The organism is Bradyrhizobium sp. LTSP857 (assembly GCF_000938285.1).
In the GTDB taxonomy this organism is placed as follows: domain Bacteria; phylum Pseudomonadota; class Alphaproteobacteria; order Rhizobiales; family Xanthobacteraceae; genus Bradyrhizobium.
On sequence record NZ_JYMS01000050.1, the window covers coordinates 19,128 to 39,139 of the forward strand.

Annotated in this window: 15 protein-coding genes and 1 pseudogene; 12 read left to right on the forward strand and 4 right to left on the reverse strand. The window is 63.6% G+C overall.

What is annotated here, in order from left to right:
• Positions 1-4: 4 nt before the first annotated feature.
• Positions 5-1,054 carry a LysR family transcriptional regulator gene (locus tag UP06_RS38200; RefSeq protein WP_045008889.1) on the reverse strand — a complete coding sequence of 350 codons (1,050 nt, stop codon included), beginning with the start codon at positions 1,052-1,054 and terminating at the stop codon, positions 5-7.
• Between the two features lie 495 nt (positions 1,055-1,549).
• Here UP06_RS38200 and UP06_RS38205 point away from each other — a divergent pair, with 495 nt between their 5' ends.
• Positions 1,550-1,816, forward strand: coding sequence for a hypothetical protein (locus UP06_RS38205; RefSeq protein ID WP_045009065.1), 267 nt, complete (start codon positions 1,550-1,552; stop codon positions 1,814-1,816).
• Between the two features lie 209 nt (positions 1,817-2,025).
• Positions 2,026-2,757 carry a cytochrome c biogenesis CcdA family protein gene (locus UP06_RS38210; protein ID WP_082078406.1) on the forward strand — a complete coding sequence of 244 codons (732 nt, stop codon included), beginning with the start codon at positions 2,026-2,028 and terminating at the stop codon, positions 2,755-2,757.
• An 11-nt stretch (positions 2,758-2,768) separates the two neighbouring features.
• On the opposite strand, the gene UP06_RS38215 is transcribed toward UP06_RS38210, so the two are convergent.
• The 3 genes and pseudogenes from UP06_RS38215 to UP06_RS38225 all read right to left on the reverse strand — a co-directional run bounded on the left by UP06_RS38215 (position 2,769) and on the right by UP06_RS38225 (position 7,049).
• A complete protein-coding gene (locus tag UP06_RS38215) occupies positions 2,769-3,863 on the reverse strand; it encodes an amidohydrolase family protein (protein WP_045008891.1) in 1,095 nt (364 codons plus the stop codon).
• Between the two features lie 415 nt (positions 3,864-4,278).
• Positions 4,279-5,637 (reverse strand): annotated as a pseudogene (locus UP06_RS38220) (sensor histidine kinase); the annotation flags it as partial.
• Positions 5,638-5,774: 137 nt separating this feature from the next.
• Complete coding sequence (locus UP06_RS38225; RefSeq protein ID WP_045008892.1) at positions 5,775-7,049, reverse strand: serine hydrolase domain-containing protein; 1,275 nt, start codon at positions 7,047-7,049, stop codon at positions 5,775-5,777.
• Positions 7,050-7,234: 185 nt separating this feature from the next.
• On the opposite strand from UP06_RS38225, the gene UP06_RS38230 reads away from it, so the two are divergent.
• From UP06_RS38230 to UP06_RS38275, 10 genes are all read left to right on the forward strand, one after another.
• Complete coding sequence (locus UP06_RS38230; RefSeq protein ID WP_045008893.1) at positions 7,235-8,152, forward strand: intradiol ring-cleavage dioxygenase; 918 nt, start codon at positions 7,235-7,237, stop codon at positions 8,150-8,152.
• A gap of 347 nt (positions 8,153-8,499) precedes the next feature.
• Positions 8,500-9,810 (forward strand): CmpA/NrtA family ABC transporter substrate-binding protein, encoded by a 1,311-nt coding sequence (locus UP06_RS38235; RefSeq protein ID WP_045008894.1) that lies wholly within the window; start codon positions 8,500-8,502, stop codon positions 9,808-9,810.
• Between the two features lie 59 nt (positions 9,811-9,869).
• Positions 9,870-10,766, forward strand: a complete 897-nt coding sequence (gene ntrB, locus UP06_RS38240) for a nitrate ABC transporter permease (RefSeq protein ID WP_045008895.1) — start codon at positions 9,870-9,872, stop codon at positions 10,764-10,766.
• Between the two features lie 11 nt (positions 10,767-10,777).
• Positions 10,778-11,572: an ABC transporter ATP-binding protein gene (locus UP06_RS38245; RefSeq protein WP_045008896.1), complete on the forward strand. Its 795-nt coding sequence runs from the start codon at positions 10,778-10,780 to the stop codon at positions 11,570-11,572.
• Between the two features lie 335 nt (positions 11,573-11,907).
• Positions 11,908-13,287 (forward strand): MFS transporter, encoded by a 1,380-nt coding sequence (locus UP06_RS38250; protein WP_045008897.1) that lies wholly within the window; start codon positions 11,908-11,910, stop codon positions 13,285-13,287.
• Between the two features lie 123 nt (positions 13,288-13,410).
• Positions 13,411-13,839, forward strand: a complete 429-nt coding sequence (locus UP06_RS38255; protein ID WP_045009067.1) for a globin family protein — start codon at positions 13,411-13,413, stop codon at positions 13,837-13,839.
• Positions 13,840-13,849: 10 nt separating this feature from the next.
• On the forward strand, positions 13,850-15,067 hold the full coding sequence (locus tag UP06_RS38260) for an NAD(P)/FAD-dependent oxidoreductase (RefSeq protein WP_050032655.1): 1,218 nt from the start codon (positions 13,850-13,852) through the stop codon (positions 15,065-15,067).
• 1 nt (position 15,068) lies between these two features.
• Positions 15,069-17,774 carry a nitrate reductase gene (locus tag UP06_RS38265; RefSeq protein ID WP_045008898.1) on the forward strand — a complete coding sequence of 902 codons (2,706 nt, stop codon included), beginning with the start codon at positions 15,069-15,071 and terminating at the stop codon, positions 17,772-17,774.
• 235 nt (positions 17,775-18,009) lie between these two features.
• On the forward strand, positions 18,010-18,849 hold the full coding sequence (locus UP06_RS38270; RefSeq protein ID WP_045008899.1) for an aldo/keto reductase: 840 nt from the start codon (positions 18,010-18,012) through the stop codon (positions 18,847-18,849).
• 196 nt (positions 18,850-19,045) lie between these two features.
• Positions 19,046-19,987 carry a DMT family transporter gene (locus UP06_RS38275; protein ID WP_197087479.1) on the forward strand — a complete coding sequence of 314 codons (942 nt, stop codon included), beginning with the start codon at positions 19,046-19,048 and terminating at the stop codon, positions 19,985-19,987.
• Positions 19,988-20,012: the final 25 nt, after the last annotated feature.

The following is a 20,012-nucleotide window of genomic DNA, read 5'->3' on the forward strand; positions in this document are numbered from 1 at the left end:
GTTCTCACCGTTGTTCTTCGGTTGAAAATCCCCCGAAGAGCTGGGTCAGGGGTTCGCCCATATACGAGTCCTTGAATTCATGCGGGTGCACGAACTCTTCCTTAAACCACGGGAATCGCGCCGGATTGAAAGCTTCGATCAGCCAGTCAATCATGTGCCGCACTCTCGGGATCCGGCCGCTACCGGGATGGTAGGACAACCAGATATCCAGCGGTCTGTTCAGCTCGACCTCCAGTGGAATCAACTTCCCGCCAAGCGCGATGGCGTAGCTCGGGAATACGCCGATTCCGGCGCCATTCGCGACAGCCCAGTAGTTGGCGCTTGAGACGTTGGTCTTCATGACCAGAAGGTCACGTTCCGGAACGCCCGGGAAGAAGCTCTCGAATGTTTCCTTGGCGGCGATCTGGTCGGCGAATTGCAGCACCAGGCGGTGCTTGATCAATTCCAACGCGGATCGTGGTGCGCCATGTTTCTCGATATATTGTTTGGAAGCCCAGAACATCAGGTGCATGCGGCCGAGCCGCACCAGCTTGACGTCGAGCGCGGAGGGGCGCGACAGATGAATGGCGACGTCGGCCTCGTGGCGGGAGACGTCGGCCGAGCGCATCGCGCAATGTAAATCGACAAGGATCTTCGGATAGGCCTGCTGGAATTCGACCAGCCGCGGGGCGAGCCAGAATGTCCCGAGACCCTCGGTCACGGCGACGCGGACCTCGCCGGACAGGACGTTGGCCGTCGAATCGCTGGTGCGCAGCACGTCGTAGGCAGCCGCTTCCATCCGCTCGACGGCGGAGACCACCAGCGCGCCTTCATCGGTCAGGTGAGTGCCGTGGACATCGCGGGTGAACAGGGTGGTGCCGGTCTGACGCTCGAAATCATCAATTCGCCGGCGGACGGCGTTGATCGACAGCGACAGGCGTTCGGCCGCCGAACGGAAACTGCCGCAGCGGACCACTTCCAGGAATATCCGAGCCGCATCCCAATCCGAGAGGCCGCTGAGATTTGTTTTTGGGCGTTCCTCCAGTGGAACGCCCCTTTCCGCCAAGGAGTGCATACAAGTCCCTTCGAGCCGCTAAAGTGGCAGACTCTGGCGCAAACCACAACCTCGGCGGGTTGAGGAACGGCAGGTTTTGAGCGCCATCCTTACCGTGCTACAATTGGTATTGGAGTGTGCTTGGGGGCTGGAATCGGGTGAATTATCGCCCGGAAGAGGGGTGCGCGTGCGTTCCGTTGCGAGCCTTGAAATGGCTGCGGGATTGCCGGGTCTGTCTGGACCGGAGGGCGGAGCGCGAGATATCGCGCGGCTTCGCAGAATGGATCAATCGCGCCCCGCCAGACGTTTCATCTTTAAGCGTTTCACTTATGACCACTTCGATTTTCGCTGTTCGCGCCGCGGGGCGATGTCGATTGGATCTGCGGTTTCCACGCAGAAACACACTGAAATCGTATTCAAGAGCACGGAGTCCTCGTGCTATCCTTTGCTCCGCAGAGGGGCCGAGGGGATCGTTGCAAGCACGTCTCGCAGGCCGAATTAACGGAAAGAAACGCCGTGTCGCATTCAGACGAACAGTTGCAGTCGGTGCTCGAGACGCTTGAGGAGTGCCGCAGGGTTCTCAACGAAAGCAACAGCCGTGAGTCGGCCGAGCTGCTCTCGATCGTCATCCTCGACGTGCGGATGAAACTCAAAGGAATTGACAGTGCCGATCTCAAGGCATTGTGCGACGAAATGCTGCGGAGCGCTGGTAGCGAACCGCAGCCCCCCTCCAAGCAGACGCAGGACCAGCCCCGGCGTCCGCTGCTCCGCGTGGTGAAGTAGCCGCGCCGCCGAATCTCGCTTTTTGGCGAGATTCGTGCGCGTCCCGATGCCGCATCTGTGATCGCAGGCGGCATCGGGAGGAGCCCTGGTTTGATCGCGCCTCTGTTGCGCATTCTCCGGCATCGGCTACACCTGAGCCGGTTCGGCTCCGGCCCCGGCACGCATTCCCGGCGCGCTGGCCGAGAGCCGGGGATGGCTCCGACTGCATCATGCAAAATGTTTCGATTCCCGCGGCGCTGATTGCTGGCCTCGTCAGCTTCCTCTCGCCTTGCGTCCTGCCCCTGGTTCCGCCCTATCTGATCTATCTCACCGGCGCCACGATCGAGCATGTCGAGAGCGACGAGCCGGCTGCCGCCTCCAAGCGCGCGATCATGATGGCGGCGCTGCTGTTCGTGCTCGGCTTCTCCACCGTGTTCGTGGCGCTCGGCGCAAGCGCCTCGCTGATCGGCGGGCTGATCCGCGCCTGGTCGGCCGAGCTGTCGATCCTCGCTGGCATCGTCATCATCATCATGGGCTTGCACTTCCTCGGGCTGACGCGGATCGGCCTGTTGATGCGGGAGGGGCGCTTGACTGCGCCCAAACCCGTCGGACTCTGGGGCGCCTACATCATGGGGCTCGCCTTCGCCTTCGGCTGGACCCCCTGCATCGGCCCGATCCTCGCCGCGATCCTCTCGATCGCGGCGGCCGAGGCGACGGTGACCAAGGGCGCGGGCCTGCTCGCGGTCTATTCGGCGGGCCTCGGCATTCCCTTCCTGATCGCGGCGTTGATGATCAAGCAGTTCTCAAGACTGTTCGCGCGCATGAAAGGTCAGCTCGTCAACGTCGAGCGTGCCATGGGTGTGCTGATGGTGATCACCGGAATCGGCTTCCTCACCGGCGCGGTCTCGAATGTGAGCATCTGGCTGCTCGAGACGTTTCCGGCGTTGCAGACGATCGGGTAGAGCGTCCGCGACTAGGCCCGCAACCTCGGAATCAGGCGCGTCGCGTTCTCATGGCCAATGGCATCGAGATCCTCCGCCGACAGGTCAAGCTTCTGCAATTGTGTGAACTGGCCAAAGCCAAAATAGGGATAGTCGGTGCCGTAGATAATCTGCGAGGCCGGCACGAGCTTGAGCAGCGCCGCCATGGACGGCGCGAACGTCGCGTTGGCGGTGTCGTAATGAAGCCGGCGCAGCTCGCCTTCGATTCCCTCCGGCGCAAATTCCTTCAGATCGGGCCGCGCTCCATAGAACGAATTGATCCGCCCAGCCATCATCGGGATCGTGCCGCCGGCGTGCGAGAACAGCCATTTGATGTCGCGATAGCGGGCGAATGAGCCGCTGAGCAGCAGGCTCGTTACCGTGCGCGTCGTGTCGTGCGGGACTTCGATCACCGCCGGAAACGTGCCGACGCTGAGGGCACTGCAACAGTTCGCGACCAGCGGATGCACATAGACGACCGCCTTGCGGCGGTTGAGCTCATCGAGCACGGGCCTGTAGGCGACATTGCCGAGCCATTTGTCGCCGTAGCTGGTCTGCAATCCAATCCCGTCCGCCTTCAGCGTGTCGAGTGCGTATTCGATCTCCTTGAGGGTGGCATCGATGTCGAGCATCGACCGGGTCGCGAACAGGCCGAAGCGGCCCGGGTGGTCGCGCATCATCTCCGCCGCGTAGTCGTTGCAGCTCCGCGCGAGCCGGCAGGCCTCCACCGGCCCAAGATCGAACCACACGCCAGGCGTGGAGGCGACTGACAGGATGCCGGTACGGACCCCATTGCGGTCCATGTCTTCCACCATCTTCTCGCGGGTCCATGCGACCTGACCGGGGAAGTGCGGCTGCTTGCGCGCGTCTTCGTAGCCAAGCCAGAGCTTCTGATATTCGGGCGGATAGAAATGAAGATGGGTATCGATCAACGTTGGCCTGGTTTGCCCGAATGTCGCAACGGACGGGATGGTCGAGGCAAGGCCAAGTGCGCCGATTCCCGCGAGCAAGCCGCGGCGCGACCACGTGTGGTCGCAGCAAGCAGAGCACGCGTGATGCTCTCGCAATGTCCTATCCCTCGTGTTCATCTCTGCTTCTCCCGCGACGAATTGCAAAACTGGATCCGTGATGCTTGCACGGGCCAAACGGTCTCGTCCATCTGCAGTCCTCGGTGTGACTACGGGATGGATCGCGATTGTTGGGGATTGGATTGCGCCGTTTTTTCGTCGTTGAGCTATGTGTGCTCTGAGCTCATCGCGTCACGCCAGCAATTTTGTGTGAACACGTGCTTCGCGTCCAGAACGTGCGCGCGGACATTGGTGATCTTCATCGCCATTTTCCCTTTCGGACCGTTCAGCGCGTCTCGTCCAGCGCGCAAATGACCGTGCAGACCACGCCGCGCGGCAGGAAGTCGACGGTTGCCTCGCCGCCGAGCTGGTCGCGCGCGCTGCGCTCGATCAGGCGCGAGCCGAAACCGCGCTGCACCGGCGCCGTCACCGGCGNCCCGCCGATCTCGCTCCAGATCAGCCGCAGCCGCGGCTTCGGCGTGTCGGCGATGACTTCCCACTCCAGTGTCACCCGGCCGGTCTCGTTGGACAGCGCGCCGTATTTGGCGGCGTTGGTGGCGATCTCGTGCACGATCATCGACAGCACCACGGCAAGCCGCGGTGACAGCGGCACCGCAGGGCCGGTCATGCGGATGCGTTCGGGACCGGAGAGCAGAAAGGGCTGGAGCACGCGCGTCACCACGTCCTTCAGCTCCGAGCCCTGCCACTTCTCCTGGCTCAGGAGATTATGCGCTTCAGCGAGCGCGCCGAGACGGCCCTCGAACTTGGCCCGCTCGTCGCGGCTTGCGCTGCGGAAGGTCTGCACCGCGATCGCCTGCATCAGCGCCAGCGTGTTCTTGACGCGGTGGTTGAGCTCGTCGATCAGCAGATTGTGCAGCATCTCGCCGCGCGCGATCGTGGTCGCCATTCTGACGGCAAAGGTCAAGCCGATCAGCAGCAGCACGCCGCCGATCAGGCTGGTGATCGCGATGTTGTGCCAGAGCGGCGCGATCAACGAGCTTTCCGGGACGCCTGCGGCGACCGTCCACCCGGTCAGGTGCGATCTCGTATAGGCCGACGCGAGCGCAATGCCGTCGAGCGAGATCGACGAGAGCGACGCCTCGGGCGCGCGGAACATTTCCTCATAGAGCGAGGGCGAAGCGCGCTTGCCGAATGTTTCACTCGGGTTCGGCACGCGCGCGAACACGGTGCCCTTAGCGTCGAGCAGGGATACCGTCCACTGCCGGTCGGGCCGCTGCTTCTCCACCAGGTCCTGAAAGATGCTGATCGGCGGACCGAAGCAGAGGTCGTAGATCACTTCGCCGTCGCGGAAGACGGGAACTTCGACGGTGAGAACCTGTCGCCGATTGAGCGCGCCGGTGAACAGGTCGGAATATTGCGGCGCCTTGGCCGCAAACATCCTCTCGACGATCTCGAGATTGCCGCGCGGCGGCAGGCTCGCGATGTCTTCCGTCGCGGAGGAGAACAGGATCCGACCCTTGCGGTCGGAGATCAGCACCAGGCCGCCCTTGCCGTATTGGTCGAGGAAGCCGAGCGCGATGCGGCGAAAATTCGGGAAGTCGTCGTTTCGCAGCGAATTCGTCAGCGCGAGCACCTGCAGGCTGCCGGTCATCCGCTGCACCTCGGAATCCAGCACCAGGCGCATGCTGCGCACGTTCTCCAGCACGCGACGGGTCGCGTCGCTGCGGTCCTGCTTGTAATTGTAGAAGGCGATGCCGACCGCAAACACGATCATTGGCAGCGTCGTTCCCGCCACCAGGAGAGCGAGCCGGACCGGCAGGGTGAGCTTTGGCAAACGCGGATATCCTGGTTCCAGCGCGACGGCACCGGACAGGCGAAGCATAATGCCGCGCCGGTATTGCGCCACTGCGCTTTTCGGAGGGCTTGCGCGCCGGCTTCTGCACGGCGCGCAAGTTGCAGTGCAAAAGCCGCTTACAGATTGCTCTCCGTGATCGCGGCATACACCATGCTGCGCAGCTCGCGCCGGATCGGATAGGCGCTCGACGGCAGCACCTGTGTCATGAAGATCGTGATCAACTCCTCGGCTGGATCGATCCAGAACGAGGTCGTGGCCGCGCCGCCCCAATTATACTCACCGGGGCTGCCGGCGATCAGCGTCTCCGCCGGCCGCATGGTCACGGCGAAGCCGAGGCCGAAACCAATGCCGTTATAGCTGGCCTCGGAGAACAGCGAGCGCGATACCTCGGGAAGGAAGCGGCCACCCGGAATGTGGTTGGTCGTCATCAGCGCCAGTGTCTTCGGCCCGATCAGCCTGACGCCGCCGAGCTCGCCGCCATTGAGCAGCGCGCGGCAGAAGGTGAGATAGTCGGCGACCGTCGAGCACAGGCCGCCGCCGCCGGAAATGAGGGACGGCGGCGACAGGAACGAGCTCTTGGTCGGGTCGTCCTGGAGCGTCAGGCCCTCGCGGCGCTGGCCGGCATGGAAGGTCATGCCGCCACCCGGGTCCGCCGAGTAGCAGGCGGCGAAACGATGGGCCTTGGAGGCCGGCACGTGGAAATCGGTGTCGGTCATGCCGAGCGGATCGAGGATGCGTTGTTTCAGGAACTGCTCGAACGGGATCCCGGAAATCTTGCCGATGAGATAACCGAGCACATCGGTCGCGACTGAATAGTTCCAGGCCTCTCCCGGCGAGAACTCCAGCGGAATTTTTGCCAGGCTCTCGACCATGGTCTGGAGCGTGCCGGATTTCTCGACCTCGCCGATTTTCTCGGCGCGGTAGGCGGCATCGACATTGGAGCGCTGCTGGAAGCCGTAAGTCAGCCCGGAGGTGTGGCGCAACAGGTCGACGATCAGCATTGGCCGGGTCGGCGGCCGGGTCAGGAACGCCGGCGAGGTGCCGGCGACGAACACACCGAGGTCCTTCCATTCCGGGATGTATTTGGCGACGGGCTCGTCGATCGCGACCAGGCCTTGCTCGACCAGCATCATGAACGCGACGCTGGTGAGCGGCTTGGTCATGGAATAGATGCGGTAGATGGTGTCGTCCTTGACCGGCGCCTTGCGCTCGACATCGGCAAAGCCCTGCATGGAGCTGTGGGCGACCTTGCCGCGGCGGTAGACCAGCAGATGCGTGCCCGGGAAGCGGCCGGCATCGATATAGCGGTTCTTCAGATGCGCATCGACGCGGTCGAGCGCGGCCCTGGACATGCCGACGGATTCGGGCGAGGCGGGGGTAGGGGCGAGCATCAGTTCCTCCGGGCAGTTTCTCGGGAAGGTGATAGCCGAAATGACGACCTTATTCCAAGCGGGACGCGCTTAACGCGAGGCCGCCGACTGGTGTAGGCTCCAGTCTGGAACGCCTCCAGGGAGCCCCAAGGACTCCCCTAAGGACCTCTAACGGGGCCAACGAGAAAAACTCAAGGCAGCGCATCATGACCCAGTTCAACGAGACCGAACTCACCGAAGCCGTCGTCCGGAGCTTCGACCAGACACCAAACCCGCGTGCAAAGTTCCTGCTCCAGGAATTGGTGAAGTCGCTGCACGATTACGTGAGCAAGACCGGTCTGACCTTCGAGGAGTGGGAATACGCCATCGACTTCCTGACCCGCACCGGCCAGAAATGTACCGACACGCGCCAGGAATTCATCCTGCTGTCCGACGTGCTCGGCGTCTCCATGCTGGTCGATGCCGTCAATCACCGCGACCGCGACGGCGCCACCCAGACCACGGTGCTCGGCCCGTTCTACGTCGGTGAGCACAAGGTCACGGCCCACGGCACCGACATCTCGCCGAACAATCTCACTGGCGAACGGATGTTCGTGCAGAGCCGCGTCACTGATCTTCAGGGCAAGCCGCTCGCGAATGTGCCCGTCGACGTCTGGCATGCCGATGATGACGGCTTCTACGATTCACAGAAGCCGAACTATGACGAGGTCGGCGCGTCCGCACGTGCGCGCTTTGTGACCGATAGCGACGGCAAATTCTTCTTCCGCACCATCCTGCCGTGCAGCTACCCGATCCCGACCGACGGTCCGGTCGGCGAGATGATCGTGCAGACCAAGCGCCATCCGATGCGCCCCGCGCATGTGCACTTCTTGGTCAATGCCAAGGGCTATGAGCCGCTGATCACGCACGTCTTCATGGACGGCGACAAATATCTCGATTCCGACGTGGTGTTCGGCGTCAAGGACGACCTCATCGCCAAGGTCGAGCCGCGCAACGATTCGGCGATGCCCGACGGCAGCAAGGCCGGCGGGCAGTGGCATCTGATGACCTACGAATTCCACCTCAAGCCGGGCGGCGGCATGGCGCCGAAGCCGCTGGGAACGAAGGCCGCGGAGCCGGCCTAGTATGGTGTGAATCACGTCTGCCTACTTCATGTGCGCCGCACAAGATTTGAGCGAATCGCAAGTTTGGCGTGCGCGCCGGGAGCTGCGACAACCCGGCGCGGTAGGTCTAACTAATTAATTTTAAAAGGATTTTCTGGTTCTCTGGATTGGCATGAAGCTTGAATCATTCAAGCCGACGCCATTGATGCCGTCCCGCGAGACTTCTCATCCGAATTGCTGACGCCATCCAGACGGGGGTCTCCCCGTCGCGCGTTCGCTTGCGTCTGTTTCCAGGCGCCCCCGGACGGACGGGCCGCTCGTGCGCACTGACGCAATCATTCGCAACGACGCAAAGGACGACACCAGACATGACCAAGCGCATCCGCCGGCCCTCGGGCCTCAGCCGCCGTCAATTGTTGAAGGCCGCAGGCGGCACCGCCGCCCTTCTCGCCGCCGCCAAGCTGAATTTCCCCGCCGGCGCATTCGCGCAGGACGCAGGTCCCGAGGTCAAGGGCGCCAAGCTCGGCTTCATCGCGCTCACCGACGCGACCCCGCTGTTCGTCGCGAAGGAAAAGGGCATCTTCGCCAAATACGGCATGCCCGATGTCGAGGTGCAGAAGCAGGCCTCGTGGGGCACCACGCGCGACAACCTCGTGCTCGGCTCCGAGGGTAACGGCATCGACGGTGCGCACATCCTGACCCCGATGCCGTATCTGATCTCGGCCGGCAAGGTGACGCAGAACAATCAGCCGACGCCGATGTATATTCTGGCGCGCCTGAACCTGAACGGTCAGTGCATATCGGTCGCCAAGGAATATGCCGATCTCAAGGTCGGAATCGACACCGCGCCGTTTAAAGCGGCGCTGGACAAGAAGAAGGCTGGCGGCAAGTCCGTGAAGGCCGCGATGACCTTCCCCGGCGGCACGCATGATCTCTGGATACGCTACTGGCTCGCCGCCGGCGGCATCGATCCGGACAAGGACATTGAAACCATCGTGGTGCCGCCGCCGCAGATGGTCGCCAACATGAAGGTTGGCACCATGGACTGCTTCTGCGTCTGCGAGCCCTGGAATCTCCAGCTCATCCACCAGGAGATCGGCTACACCGCAATCACCACCGGTGAGCTCTGGGACAAGCATCCCGAAAAATCATTCGGCATGCGCGCGGCCTGGGTCGACAAATATCCGAAGGCCGCGAAGGCGCTGCTGATGGCGGTGATGGAAGCCCAGCAATGGTCCGAGAAGGTCGAGAACCGCGAGGACGCCGCCGCGATCTGCGCCAAGCGGCAGTGGATCAACTGCCCGGTCGAGGACATCACCGACCGCATGAAGGGCAAGTTCGACTATGGCACCGGCCGCGTGGTCGAGAACTCGCCGCAGCAGATGCGCTTCTGGAAGGACCAGGCGTCCTATCCGTTCCAAAGCCACGACCTCTGGTTCCTCACCGAGGACATTCGCTGGGGCAAATACGAAGCCGGCTTCGACACCAAGGCGCTGATCGCCAAGGTCAACCGCGAGGACCTCTGGAAGGACGCGGCCAAGACGCTCGGCGTCGCCAGTTCCGACATCCCGACCTCAACCTCGCGCGGCAAGGAGACCTTCTTCGACGGCAAGGTGTTCGATCCCGAAAATCCGGCTGCCTATCTGAAGTCGCTTGCGATCAAGCGCGTCGAAGTCTGATGCAGCCAGCGGCCGCCCCAGGGCGGCCGCATCGTCTTGGGAGCCGGAGAGATACTGCGATGAACATGCCTGCCACGAAGATGGATGTTGAGACCGCAACGCTCGCGGGTGCTGCCGCGCCGGTCGTCGCGCTGACACCGAAGCGGCCGCCGCGCAGCGAGACCTACGCGCGAATGGCGCGGGAGACCGCGGTGCGCGTCGTCCCGCCGCTCGTCGTGGTCGCGCTGTTGGCGCTGGTGTGGGAGCTCGTCTGTCGCCGCGCCGGCTCGGCGCTGCCGCCGCCGTCAAAAGTGTTTAGGGATACCAAGGAGCTTATTCTTGATCCGTTCTTCGACCATGGCGGCATCGACAAGGGCCTGTTCTGGCATCTTTCCGCCAGTCTCCAGCGCGTCGCACTCGGCTACTCGCTCTCCGCGATCGCCGGCATCGCGCTTGGCGTGCTGGTCGGACAGTCGGTCTGGGCGATGCGCGGGCTCGATCCGCTGTTCCAGGTGTTGCGCACCATTCCGCCGCTGGCCTGGCTGCCGCTCTCGCTCGCAGCGTTCCGCGACGGCCAGCCGTCTGCGATCTTCGTCATCTTCATCACCTCGATCTGGCCGATCATCATCAATACCGCGGTCGGCATCCGCAACATCCCGCAGGACTATCGCAACGTCGCAGCCGTGGTGCAGCTCAATCCGCTCGAGTTCTTCGCCAAGATCATGATCCCGGCCGCCGCGCCCTACATTTTCACCGGCCTGCGCATCGGCATCGGCTTGTCCTGGCTCGCGATCGTCGCGGCGGAGATGCTGATTGGCGGTGTCGGCATCGGCTTCTTCATCTGGGACGCATGGAACTCCTCGCATATCAGCGAGATCATCCTGGCGCTGTTCTATGTCGGCATCATCGGCTTCGTGCTCGATCGCCTGATCGCGGGCCTCGGCAAGATCGTCACCCGCGGCACTGCGCAGGGCTGAGGAGCAAACACATGACCGCCTATCTGAAGCTCGACCACATCGACAAGATCTTCACCCGCGGCGCGGCCAGCACGGAGGTGCTGAAGGACATCAATCTGACGATCGAGAAGGGCGAATACGTCTCGATCATCGGCCATTCCGGCTGCGGCAAGTCGACCCTGCTCAACATCATCGCAGGCCTCACCAACGCCACCACCGGCGGCGTGCTGCTGGAAAACCGCGAGGTCAATTCGCCGGGGCCCGATCGCGCCGTGGTGTTCCAGAACCACAGCCTGCTACCGTGGCTCACGGTCTACGAGAACGTCAAGCTCGGCGTCGACAAGGTGTTTGCCAGGACCAAGTCCCGTGCCGAGCGCGACGCCTGGGTGATGCACAATCTCAACCTGGTGCAGATGGCGCATGCCAGGGACAAGCGGCCTGCCGAAATCTCCGGCGGCATGAAGCAGCGCGTCGGCATTGCGCGGGCGCTGGCGATGGAGCCGAAGGTGCTGCTGCTCGACGAACCCTTCGGTGCGCTCGATGCGCTGACGCGTGCACATCTCCAGGACTCGGTGATGGCGCTGCATCAGAAGCTCGGCAACACCATTTTGATGATCACCCACGACGTCGACGAGGCCGTGCTGTTGTCCGACCGCATCGTGATGATGACCAACGGGCCGTCCGCGCGCATCGGCGAGGTGCTGGAGGTGCCGCTCGTGCGTCCGCGCAAGCGGCTCGAGCTTGCGACCAATGCCACCTATCTGAAGTGCCGGCAGCGCGTGCTCGAATTCCTCTACGAGCGTCACCGCTTCGTCGAAGCCGCGTAAACGCGGCGTTAGCGCGCTGCGCTGCGCGCCTATTTTGGAGTCACCGCGCTCAATCCTTATGCGCCGCACAAGGATTGAGCGAATCGCAAAATTTGCGTGCGAAATGACCTTGCAAAAATTTCGGGCAATTCGAACAAGCCCCTGAATTCCCTATATTTCCCGACTGCGCGCAATTGGCACGGAAATTGAAATACTAAATCCGACGCCAACGACGACGTCCCTCAACATCATCAATCAGCATCGTGATCTCGCCACCGGGGCTTGGCCTCGGAGCGCCTCCGTGGCCGGAGGCTGAGCCTGCAACGACGCAGCGGTGAGCCTGGAAGGGATATTCAATGACCAAGGATCCTACGTGGATTTCTGACTGGCGCCCCGAAGACGAGGCGTTCTGGAATGCGGGCGGTAAAACGATCGCCCGGCGTAACCTGATCTGGTCGATCGTCGCCGAGCATATCGGCTTCTCGGTGTGGCTGATCTGGAGCATCGTCACCACCAAGCTGCCGCAGGCGGGCTTCCATTACACGACCGACGAGCTGTTCCAGCTCGTGGCCGTTCCCGGGTTGATCGGCGCGTTGATGCGCTTCCCCTATACGTTCGCGGTCACGACCTTCGGCGGCCGCAACTGGACCATCTTCAGTGCGGCGATCCTGTTCATTCCGACGCTGTCGCTGGCTTATTTCGTTAGCCAGCCCGACACGCCGTTCTGGCTGATGCTGCTGATCGCCTCGACTGCAGGTCTCGGCGGCGGCAATTTTGCCTCCAGCATGACCAACATCTCCTTCTTCTTCCCGGACCGGATGAAGGGTTGGGCGCTCGGCCTGAATGCCGCCGGCGGCAATATCGGTGTCTCCAGCGTGCAGTTGCTGACGCCGATCCTCATGACGCTCGGCGTGATCAACCTGTTCCAGGCAAGCCCCGTCGGCGGCGTGTTCCTGCAAAACGCCGGCTTGATGTGGGTGCTGCCGATCGCGATCGCGGTGTTCGGTGCGGTGTTCTTCATGAACAACCTCACCACGGCCAAGTCGTCGATCAAGAACCAGCTCGCGGTGGTCAAGCGCAAGCACACCTGGATCATGGCGTATCTCTATATCGGCACGTTCGGCTCCTTCATCGGCTACTCGGCGGCATTCCCGCTGCTGATCAAGACGCAGTTTCCGACGGTGACGATCGCGATCGCCTTCCTCGGGCCTCTGGTCGGCTCGCTGTCGCGGCCGCTCGGCGGCTTGCTCGCCGACAAGATCGGCGGCTCTATCCTCACCTTCTGGAATTTCATGGCGATGGCGGCGGCGACGGTCGGGGTGCTCTACTTCGTCGGGCAGAAGGATTTCATCGGCTTCCTGTCGATGTTTCTGATCCTGTTCGTCACGACGGGTATCGGCAACGGCTCGACCTACCGCATGATCCCCTCGATCTTCCGCGAGCAGAACCTGTTCAAGGTGCGCGGCAAGGGCGACGCGGCGCGCACGGTCGCGCTGAAGACGGCGAGCATCGAAAGCGGTGCGGCGGTTGGCTTCATCGGCGCGGTCGGTGCCGTCGGCGGCTATCTGATCCCGAGTGGTTTCGGCAAGTCGATCGCCATGACTGGTGGTCCGCAGCTCGCGCTGGCGATCTATCTCGGCTTCTACGCCTCCTGCCTCGCGCTGACCTGGTGGTTCTATCTGCGTCGCAGCCCGCAGGGCGAAGGCGCGCCAAGCCTCGCCGAAGCACGGGTGTGATCACTTGGCATAAATGTCGCTTCTCCCCGTACGCGGGGAGAGGTCTCGCTGATGACGTTTGACCCATGAACCTTGTTCGCAACGGCGCGGACCAAGGCAAACCGAAACAGGCAGGAGAACATCATGACGCCCGAGCAGATCACCCTCGTCCAGCAGAGCTTTTCCAAGGTCGCGCCGATTTCAGAAGCAGCCTCTGGGCTGTTCTACGACCGCTTGTTCGAGGTGGCGCCGTCGGTGCGCGCGATGTTTCCCGAGGATATGACCGAACAGCGCAAGAAGCTGATGGGCATGCTCGCTGCCGTCGTCGGCGGCCTGTCGAACCTGGAGACGATTCTTCCCGCGGCCTCTGCGCTCGCCAAGCGCCACGTCGCCTACGGCGCCAAGGCCGAGCACTACCCCGTGGTCGGTGCGACCTTGCTGTGGACGCTGGAGAAGGGTCTCGGCGAGGCCTGGACACCCGAACTCGCCGCGGCCTGGACCGACGCCTATGGCGTGCTGTCCGGCTTCATGATTTCCGAGGCCTACGGCGCACAGTCGCAGGCCGCTGAATAGGAGATGCCTTGTGAGTGAACCGCTCGTCATCGTCGGTAACGGTATGGCGGCCGCGCGTCTGGTCGATGAACTCGCCGAGACTGCGCTCGGCCGCTACGCGGTTGCCGTTGTCGGCGATGAACCGCGGCTCGCTTACAACCGCGTGCTGCTCTCCTCGGTGCTCGCCGGCGAAACCGGCTCGCACGAGATCGAGCTGAAGCCTGCCGACTGGTGGCGCCATCGCGGCGTCACGGTGCGCTACGGCTACCGCGTCACTGGGATCGACACCGGCCGCCGCGAGCTCAAGATCGCCGGCGAAGAGAGCATGGAATATTCAAAACTCGTGCTCGCCACCGGCTCGACGCCGCTGCGGCTCAACGTGCCCGGTGCTGACCTCGCCGGCGTGCACACCTTTCGCGACACCCGCGACGTCGATTTGCTGCTGACGCTCGCTGCGGCCAAGAAGCGCGTCGTCGTGGTCGGCGGCGGCTTGCTCGGCCTCGAGGCCGCTTACGGTCTCGCCAAGGCCGGCGCGCCGGTGACGCTGCTGCATCTGATGGACCGGCTGATGGAGCGCCAGCTCGATGCGCCCGCGGCCGACCTGCTCAAGACACTGGTCGAGCGCAAGGGCATCCGTATCCTGCTCAACGCCAGCACGAAGTGTATCCACGGCGAGAGCCAGGTCGAAGCCATCGAGCTCGCCGACGGCAGCCGCATCGAGGCCGACGCCGTGATCTTCGCGGCCGGCATCAGGCCCAACATCGCGCTGGCCAAGGACGCCGGTATCGCGGTCAATCGCGGCGTGGTCGTCAACGACGTGATGCAAACGGCGTCGTCCGACATCTACGCGCTCGGCGAATGCGCCGAGCATCGCGGCACCTGCTATGGCCTGGTCGAGCCGGCCTATGAGCAGGCGCGCGTCTTGGCGCGGCATCTCGGCGGCAAGCCTGCGTCCTATCCGGGCAGCGTGGTCTCGACCAATCTGAAGGTATCCGGCGTCAGCGTGTTCTCCGCCGGCGACTTCATGGGCGGGGAGGGCAGCGAGAGCCTGGTGCTCAGCGACCGCAGGCGCGGCACCTACAAGAAGCTCGTGATCGCCGACGGATGCCTGACCGGCGCGGTGTTGATCGGCGATACCGCCGACGCACTCTGGTATTTCGAGCTGATCCGCACCCGCGAGAAGATCACGGCGTTCCGCACCGACATGATGTTCGGCCGCACGCTCGCGCTACCGCCAAAGGCGGCTTGAGATGACGGCGATCGATCCCACCCTCCGCGCCACCAAGACGACCTGCCCCTATTGCGGCGTCGGCTGCGGCGTGCTCGCGACGCCCGACGGCCAGGGTGGCGCCGCGATCGCCGGCGACCCGGATCATCCCGCCAATTTCGGCCGGCTGTGCTCGAAGGGCTCCGCGCTTGGCGAAACCGTCGGGCTCGAGAGCCGGCTGCTCTACCCGATGATCCGCTGCAAGGGCGTGCTGGAACGCGTCGCCTGGAGCGATGCGCTCGACCACGTCGCCCACCGCATGCAGCACATCGTCGCGCGCGACGGCGCCGACGCAGTAGCGTTCTATCTCTCCGGCCAGCTTTTGACCGAGGATTATTACGTCGCCAACAAGCTGATGAAGGGCTTTGTCGGCACCGCCAATGTCGACACCAATTCTCGGCTCTGCATGTCGTCCTCGGTCGCCGGCCACCGCCGCGCCTTCGGCGCCGACACCGTGCCCGGCTGTTACGAGGATCTCGACCAGGCCGATCTGCTGGTCTTCGTCGGCTCGAATGCGGCCTGGTGCCACCCCGTGCTGTTCCAGCGCATGGTGAAGAACCGGCAGGAGCGCGGTGCGCGCATGATCGTGATCGATCCGCGCCGCACCGACACCGCGAGCGACGTCGATCTGTTCCTCGGCCTCAAGCCCGGCACCGACACCGCATTGTTCTCGGGCCTGTTCGTCCATCTCGTCGACAGCGGTGCGCTGGACCAGGACTATATCGCGCAGAACACGTCGGGTTTCGACGACGCGCTGGCTCGCGCGCGCAACATCGCCGGCAGCGTCATTGCGACAGCGCTCGCCACGGGCCTCTCCGAGCAGGACGTTGCGACCTTCTTCAAGATGTTCCGCGACACCGAGCGGGTCGTCACGCTCTATTCGCAAGGCGTGAACCAGTCGGCGCAGGGCACCGACAAGGTCAACGCCATCCTGAACTGCCATCTCGCCACGGGGCGCATCGGCAAGCCGGGCGCTTCGCCGTTCTCGCTCACCGGCCAGCCCAACGCGATGGGCGGCCGCGAGGTCGGCGGCCTCGCCAATCAGCTCGCCGCGCATATGAACTTCACGCCGCCCGACATCGACCGCGTGCGGCGGTTCTGGAAGGCGCCGCGCATCGCGACCCATGAAGGGTTGAAAGCGGTGCAGCTGTTCGAGGCGATCAACCGCGGCGAGGTCAAGGCGCTGTGGGTGATGGGCACTAACCCGGCGGTGTCGCTGCCCGATGCCGACTTCGTGCGCGAGGCGCTGAAGAAGCTCGAGCTGTTTGTCGTTTCCGAGAACGTGCTGTCCAACGACACCGTCGATGCCGGCCCGCATGTGCTGTTGCCGGCGCTGGCCTGGGGCGAGAAGTCGGGCACGGTGACCAATTCCGAACGCCGCATCTCGCGTCAGCGCTCGTTCCTGCCGGCGCCCGGAGAGGCGCGGCCGGACTGGTGGATCCTGAGCGAGACCGCCAAGCGTCTGGGCTTCGGTGCCAGCTTCAATTACAAATCCGCCGCCGATATTTTCCGCGAGCATGCCGCGCTCTCGGCCTTCGAGAACAATGGCAGCCGCGATTTCGATATTGGCGCGCTCACTTCGCTGTCCGACGAAGCCTTCGATGCCTTGAAGCCCGTGCAGTGGCCAGCGCGTGAGGGCGAGGCGCCGGGCGAGCGTTTCTTCGCGGAAGGCGGTTTCTTCACCAATGATGGCAAGGGCCGCTTCGTCGCGCCGGAGGTGCCGGCGCTGCGCGGCGAGACCGGTCCGTCGCGACCGCTGCGGCTCAACACCGGGCGCATCCGCGACCAGTGGCACACCATGACGCGCACGGGCCTCAGCAAGCGGCTGGGTGCGCATCTGCCCGAGCCGTTCGTCGAGATCCATCCCGACGACGCCAACAAATACAGCATCGCCCATGACGGCTTCGCCCGCCTCACCACCAATTACGGCCAGTGCATCCTGAAGGTCGTCGTCAGCGATCGGCAGCAGCGCGGGATGCTGTTCGCGCCGATCCACTGGAGTGCGATGAATGCTTCGCACGGTCGCGTCGGCGCACTGTCCGCACCGTTCACCGATCCGTTCTCGGGACAGCCGGAGATGAAGGCCACGCCGGCCGCGATCGCGCCGTATGAATACGTCTTTCGCGGCTTTGTGCTGTCGCGCAAGCAGCTCGATCTGCCGTCAAACCTGTTGTGGACCCGCGCGACCGTCGCCGGCGGCTTCGGTTATCTCTTCGCCGACAATGCCGACCTCGCACGCTGGCCGGCCTGGCTCGACGGCCTCGCTGGCGAGGATGTCGCCGAGTACCGCGATTTTGGCGGCGGCGTCTATCGCGCGGCCTCGTTCGCCGGCGATCGCATCGAGGCCTGCCTGTTCGTCGGCCCCGCGCATGATGCCGGTGATTGGGAAGTGGTGAAGAGCGTGTTCGCTGCCGATCACGTCAGCGACGATCAGCGCCGGATGCTCCTGTCCGGCAAGTCCAGCGAAGGCGCCGCCGCGACCGGCCCCATCGTCTGCGCCTGCTTCGGCGTCGGCCGCGGCACCATCTGCGACACCATCGTCGCGGGCGCGCGCACGACGGCCGAGATCGGTGCAAAACTCAAGGCCGGCACCAATTGCGGCTCCTGCATCCCCGAGCTCAAGCGCCTGATTGCGACGACCGAGGTGGCCCCGGCGAAGCCAGCGAAGCTCGCGGGCGCAGCGGGGTAGGTCGGCTCTCTTGTAGCCCGGATGGAGCGAAGCGAAATCCGGGACGTCCGCGCCGCTTAGCACGAACCCCGGATTTCACTTCGCTCCATCCGGGCTACGGGTTCTCTCCATCATCATTGCGAGCGCATGACCCCGGTCAGTGTTGTCGAATTGCACCGCGTCCACCATCTACTGCAACAACATCTCCCTGTGGTAATGGGTCCTGGCTTTCGCCAGGACGACATCGGAGCACGACATGAATAAAAACCTCTTCGGCCAGACCGGCGCAAAGGTCTCCGTCATCGGGCAGGGCACCTGGTATCTCGATCATGGCGATCGCAAACGTGCGATTGCCGCTCTTCAGCGCGGGCTCGATGTCGGCATGACTCATGTCGACACCGCGGAGATGTATGGCGACGCTGAGCTTGTCATTGCGGATGCGATCGCAGGTCGGCGCGATGAGGTGTTCCTGGTCTCAAAGGTGCTGCCGAGCAACGCGTCGCGCCGCGGCACCATCACGGCCTGCGAGCGCTCGCTGAAGCGGCTGAAGACCGATCGTCTCGATTGCTATCTGCTGCACTGGCGCGGCTCCTATCCGCTGGGAGACACCGTCGCTGCATTCGAAGAGCTGGTGAAGGCCGGCAAGATCAAATCCTGGGGCGTTTCTAATTTTGACACCGACGATCTCGACGAGATTCTCGACGTCGCAGGTGAAGGCAGGATCGCCTGCAATCAGGTTCTCTATCATCTCAAAGAGCGCGCGATCGAGCATGCGGTGATCCCCTGGTGCGAGCAGCACGGCGTCGCTGTCGTCGCTTACTCGCCGTTCGGCCACGACGATTTTCCCACAAGCAACAGCAAGGGCGGTGCCGTGCTTGCGCGCATCGCAGAGGCGCGTCGCGCGACACCGCGTCAGGTCGCACTGAGCTTCCTCACCCGTGCGACTACGGTATTCGCGATCCCGAAGGCGTCGTCCGCGGAACATGCCGGCGAAAATGCGGCAGCAGGCGATCTCATGCTGACGAAGGACGAGATTTCGGCGCTGGATGCGGCGTTTCCACGCGGTCGGAAGCCGCGCGGTCTTCCTATGCTGTAGTGCAGCAAACGCGCTTTGTTCGCATTCTTAATGAAGCATTGACGCGCGCGGACCTCAGCGCATATCGGCATCCTGTTTTCGGAAGTTGTGAAAGCGGCGCATTTGTCGTTTTTAGAGTCATCCCGAATCGTATTTTTTCCAGGTTTCAGCCGTGACTCCGCCGCCCGCCGCAGCCGCAAGGCTCGACAGTATTCCCATGCACATGCCGGAAAAGAAGCAGCAGGCGCGCCGCGCGCCTGCGCGCGTCGATCATCCCTTCAAGGGCATTGCACTGGTGCTGCTGTCGACGGTGTTTCTCGGCTGCTCCGACGTCACCGCGAAATATCTGTCGACGAGCCTGCCCTCGATCGAGATCACCTGGATCCGCTTCGTCACCTTCGCGCTGATGTTCACGCCGGTGATGCTGCCGGTCTCGCCGCTTTATGCGATGCGCACCGAGCGCCTCGGTTTGCAACTGATGCGCGGCGCTGCGCTGCTCGGCTCGTCGCTGTTCTTCATCACCAGCCTGCGCTTTCTGCCGATTGCGGAAGCCTCCGCCACCGGCTTCGTCTCGCCGCTGTTCGTCACCGCATTGTCGATCATCTTCCTGAGCGAGAAGGTCGGCATGCGCCGCTGGATCGCGACCGCGATCGGCTTGGTGGGCGTGATGATCATCCTGCGGCCGGGCTCGAGCGCGTTTCATGTCGCCGCATTTTTCCCGATCGTCTCGGCGTTCTGCTGGGCCGCTGCGCTGATCCTGACCCGCATGATCAGCGGGCGGGAAGCGGTCGTCACGACGATGGCCTATTCTGCGCTCACCGGTCTTGTGATCCTCACGGTGATGGTGCCGTTCGTCTGGGTGACGCCGAGCTGGACCGCGATCGGGCTTGGCATCGTGATCGGCGTTGCCTCCACCGTCGGCCAATGGATCGTCGTGCTGGCCTATCGCTATGGCGATGCCTCGGTGTTGGCGCCGTTCTCCTACACGCAATTGCTGTGGGTCAGCATTTTGGGCTTCTTCCTGTTCGGCGAGCTGCCGGATCTGTGGACCATCGTCGGCGCGGCCTTCATCGTCGCCAGCGGTCTCTACATCGCCCATCGCGAGCGTGTCCGCCGCGCCCAGCTTCTGGTGCAGGCAGAGCGTTCCCCGAACCCCTGACGCAATATTCGCGTCCCGCGTCGTG

Bases quoted from the DNA above. Each gene is read 5' to 3' on its own strand.
- UP06_RS38200 (WP_045008889.1), bottom strand. From the start codon at position 1,054: ATGCACTCCTTGGCGGAAAGGGGCGTTCCACTGGAGGAACGCCCAAAA.
- UP06_RS38210 (WP_082078406.1), top strand. From the start codon at position 2,026: ATGCAAAATGTTTCGATTCCCGCGGCGCTGATTGCTGGCCTCGTCAGC.
- UP06_RS38215 (WP_045008891.1), bottom strand. From the start codon at position 3,863: ATGAACACGAGGGATAGGACATTGCGAGAGCATCACGCGTGCTCTGCT.
- UP06_RS38225 (WP_045008892.1), bottom strand. From the start codon at position 7,049: ATGCTCGCCCCTACCCCCGCCTCGCCCGAATCCGTCGGCATGTCCAGG.
- UP06_RS38230 (WP_045008893.1), top strand. From the start codon at position 7,235: ATGACCCAGTTCAACGAGACCGAACTCACCGAAGCCGTCGTCCGGAGC.
- UP06_RS38235 (WP_045008894.1), top strand. From the start codon at position 8,500: ATGACCAAGCGCATCCGCCGGCCCTCGGGCCTCAGCCGCCGTCAATTG.
- ntrB (WP_045008895.1), top strand. From the start codon at position 9,870: ATGAACATGCCTGCCACGAAGATGGATGTTGAGACCGCAACGCTCGCG.
- UP06_RS38245 (WP_045008896.1), top strand. From the start codon at position 10,778: ATGACCGCCTATCTGAAGCTCGACCACATCGACAAGATCTTCACCCGC.
- UP06_RS38250 (WP_045008897.1), top strand. From the start codon at position 11,908: ATGACCAAGGATCCTACGTGGATTTCTGACTGGCGCCCCGAAGACGAG.
- UP06_RS38255 (WP_045009067.1), top strand. From the start codon at position 13,411: ATGACGCCCGAGCAGATCACCCTCGTCCAGCAGAGCTTTTCCAAGGTC.
- UP06_RS38265 (WP_045008898.1), top strand. From the start codon at position 15,069: ATGACGGCGATCGATCCCACCCTCCGCGCCACCAAGACGACCTGCCCC.
- UP06_RS38270 (WP_045008899.1), top strand. From the start codon at position 18,010: ATGAATAAAAACCTCTTCGGCCAGACCGGCGCAAAGGTCTCCGTCATC.
- UP06_RS38275 (WP_197087479.1), top strand. From the start codon at position 19,046: ATGCACATGCCGGAAAAGAAGCAGCAGGCGCGCCGCGCGCCTGCGCGC.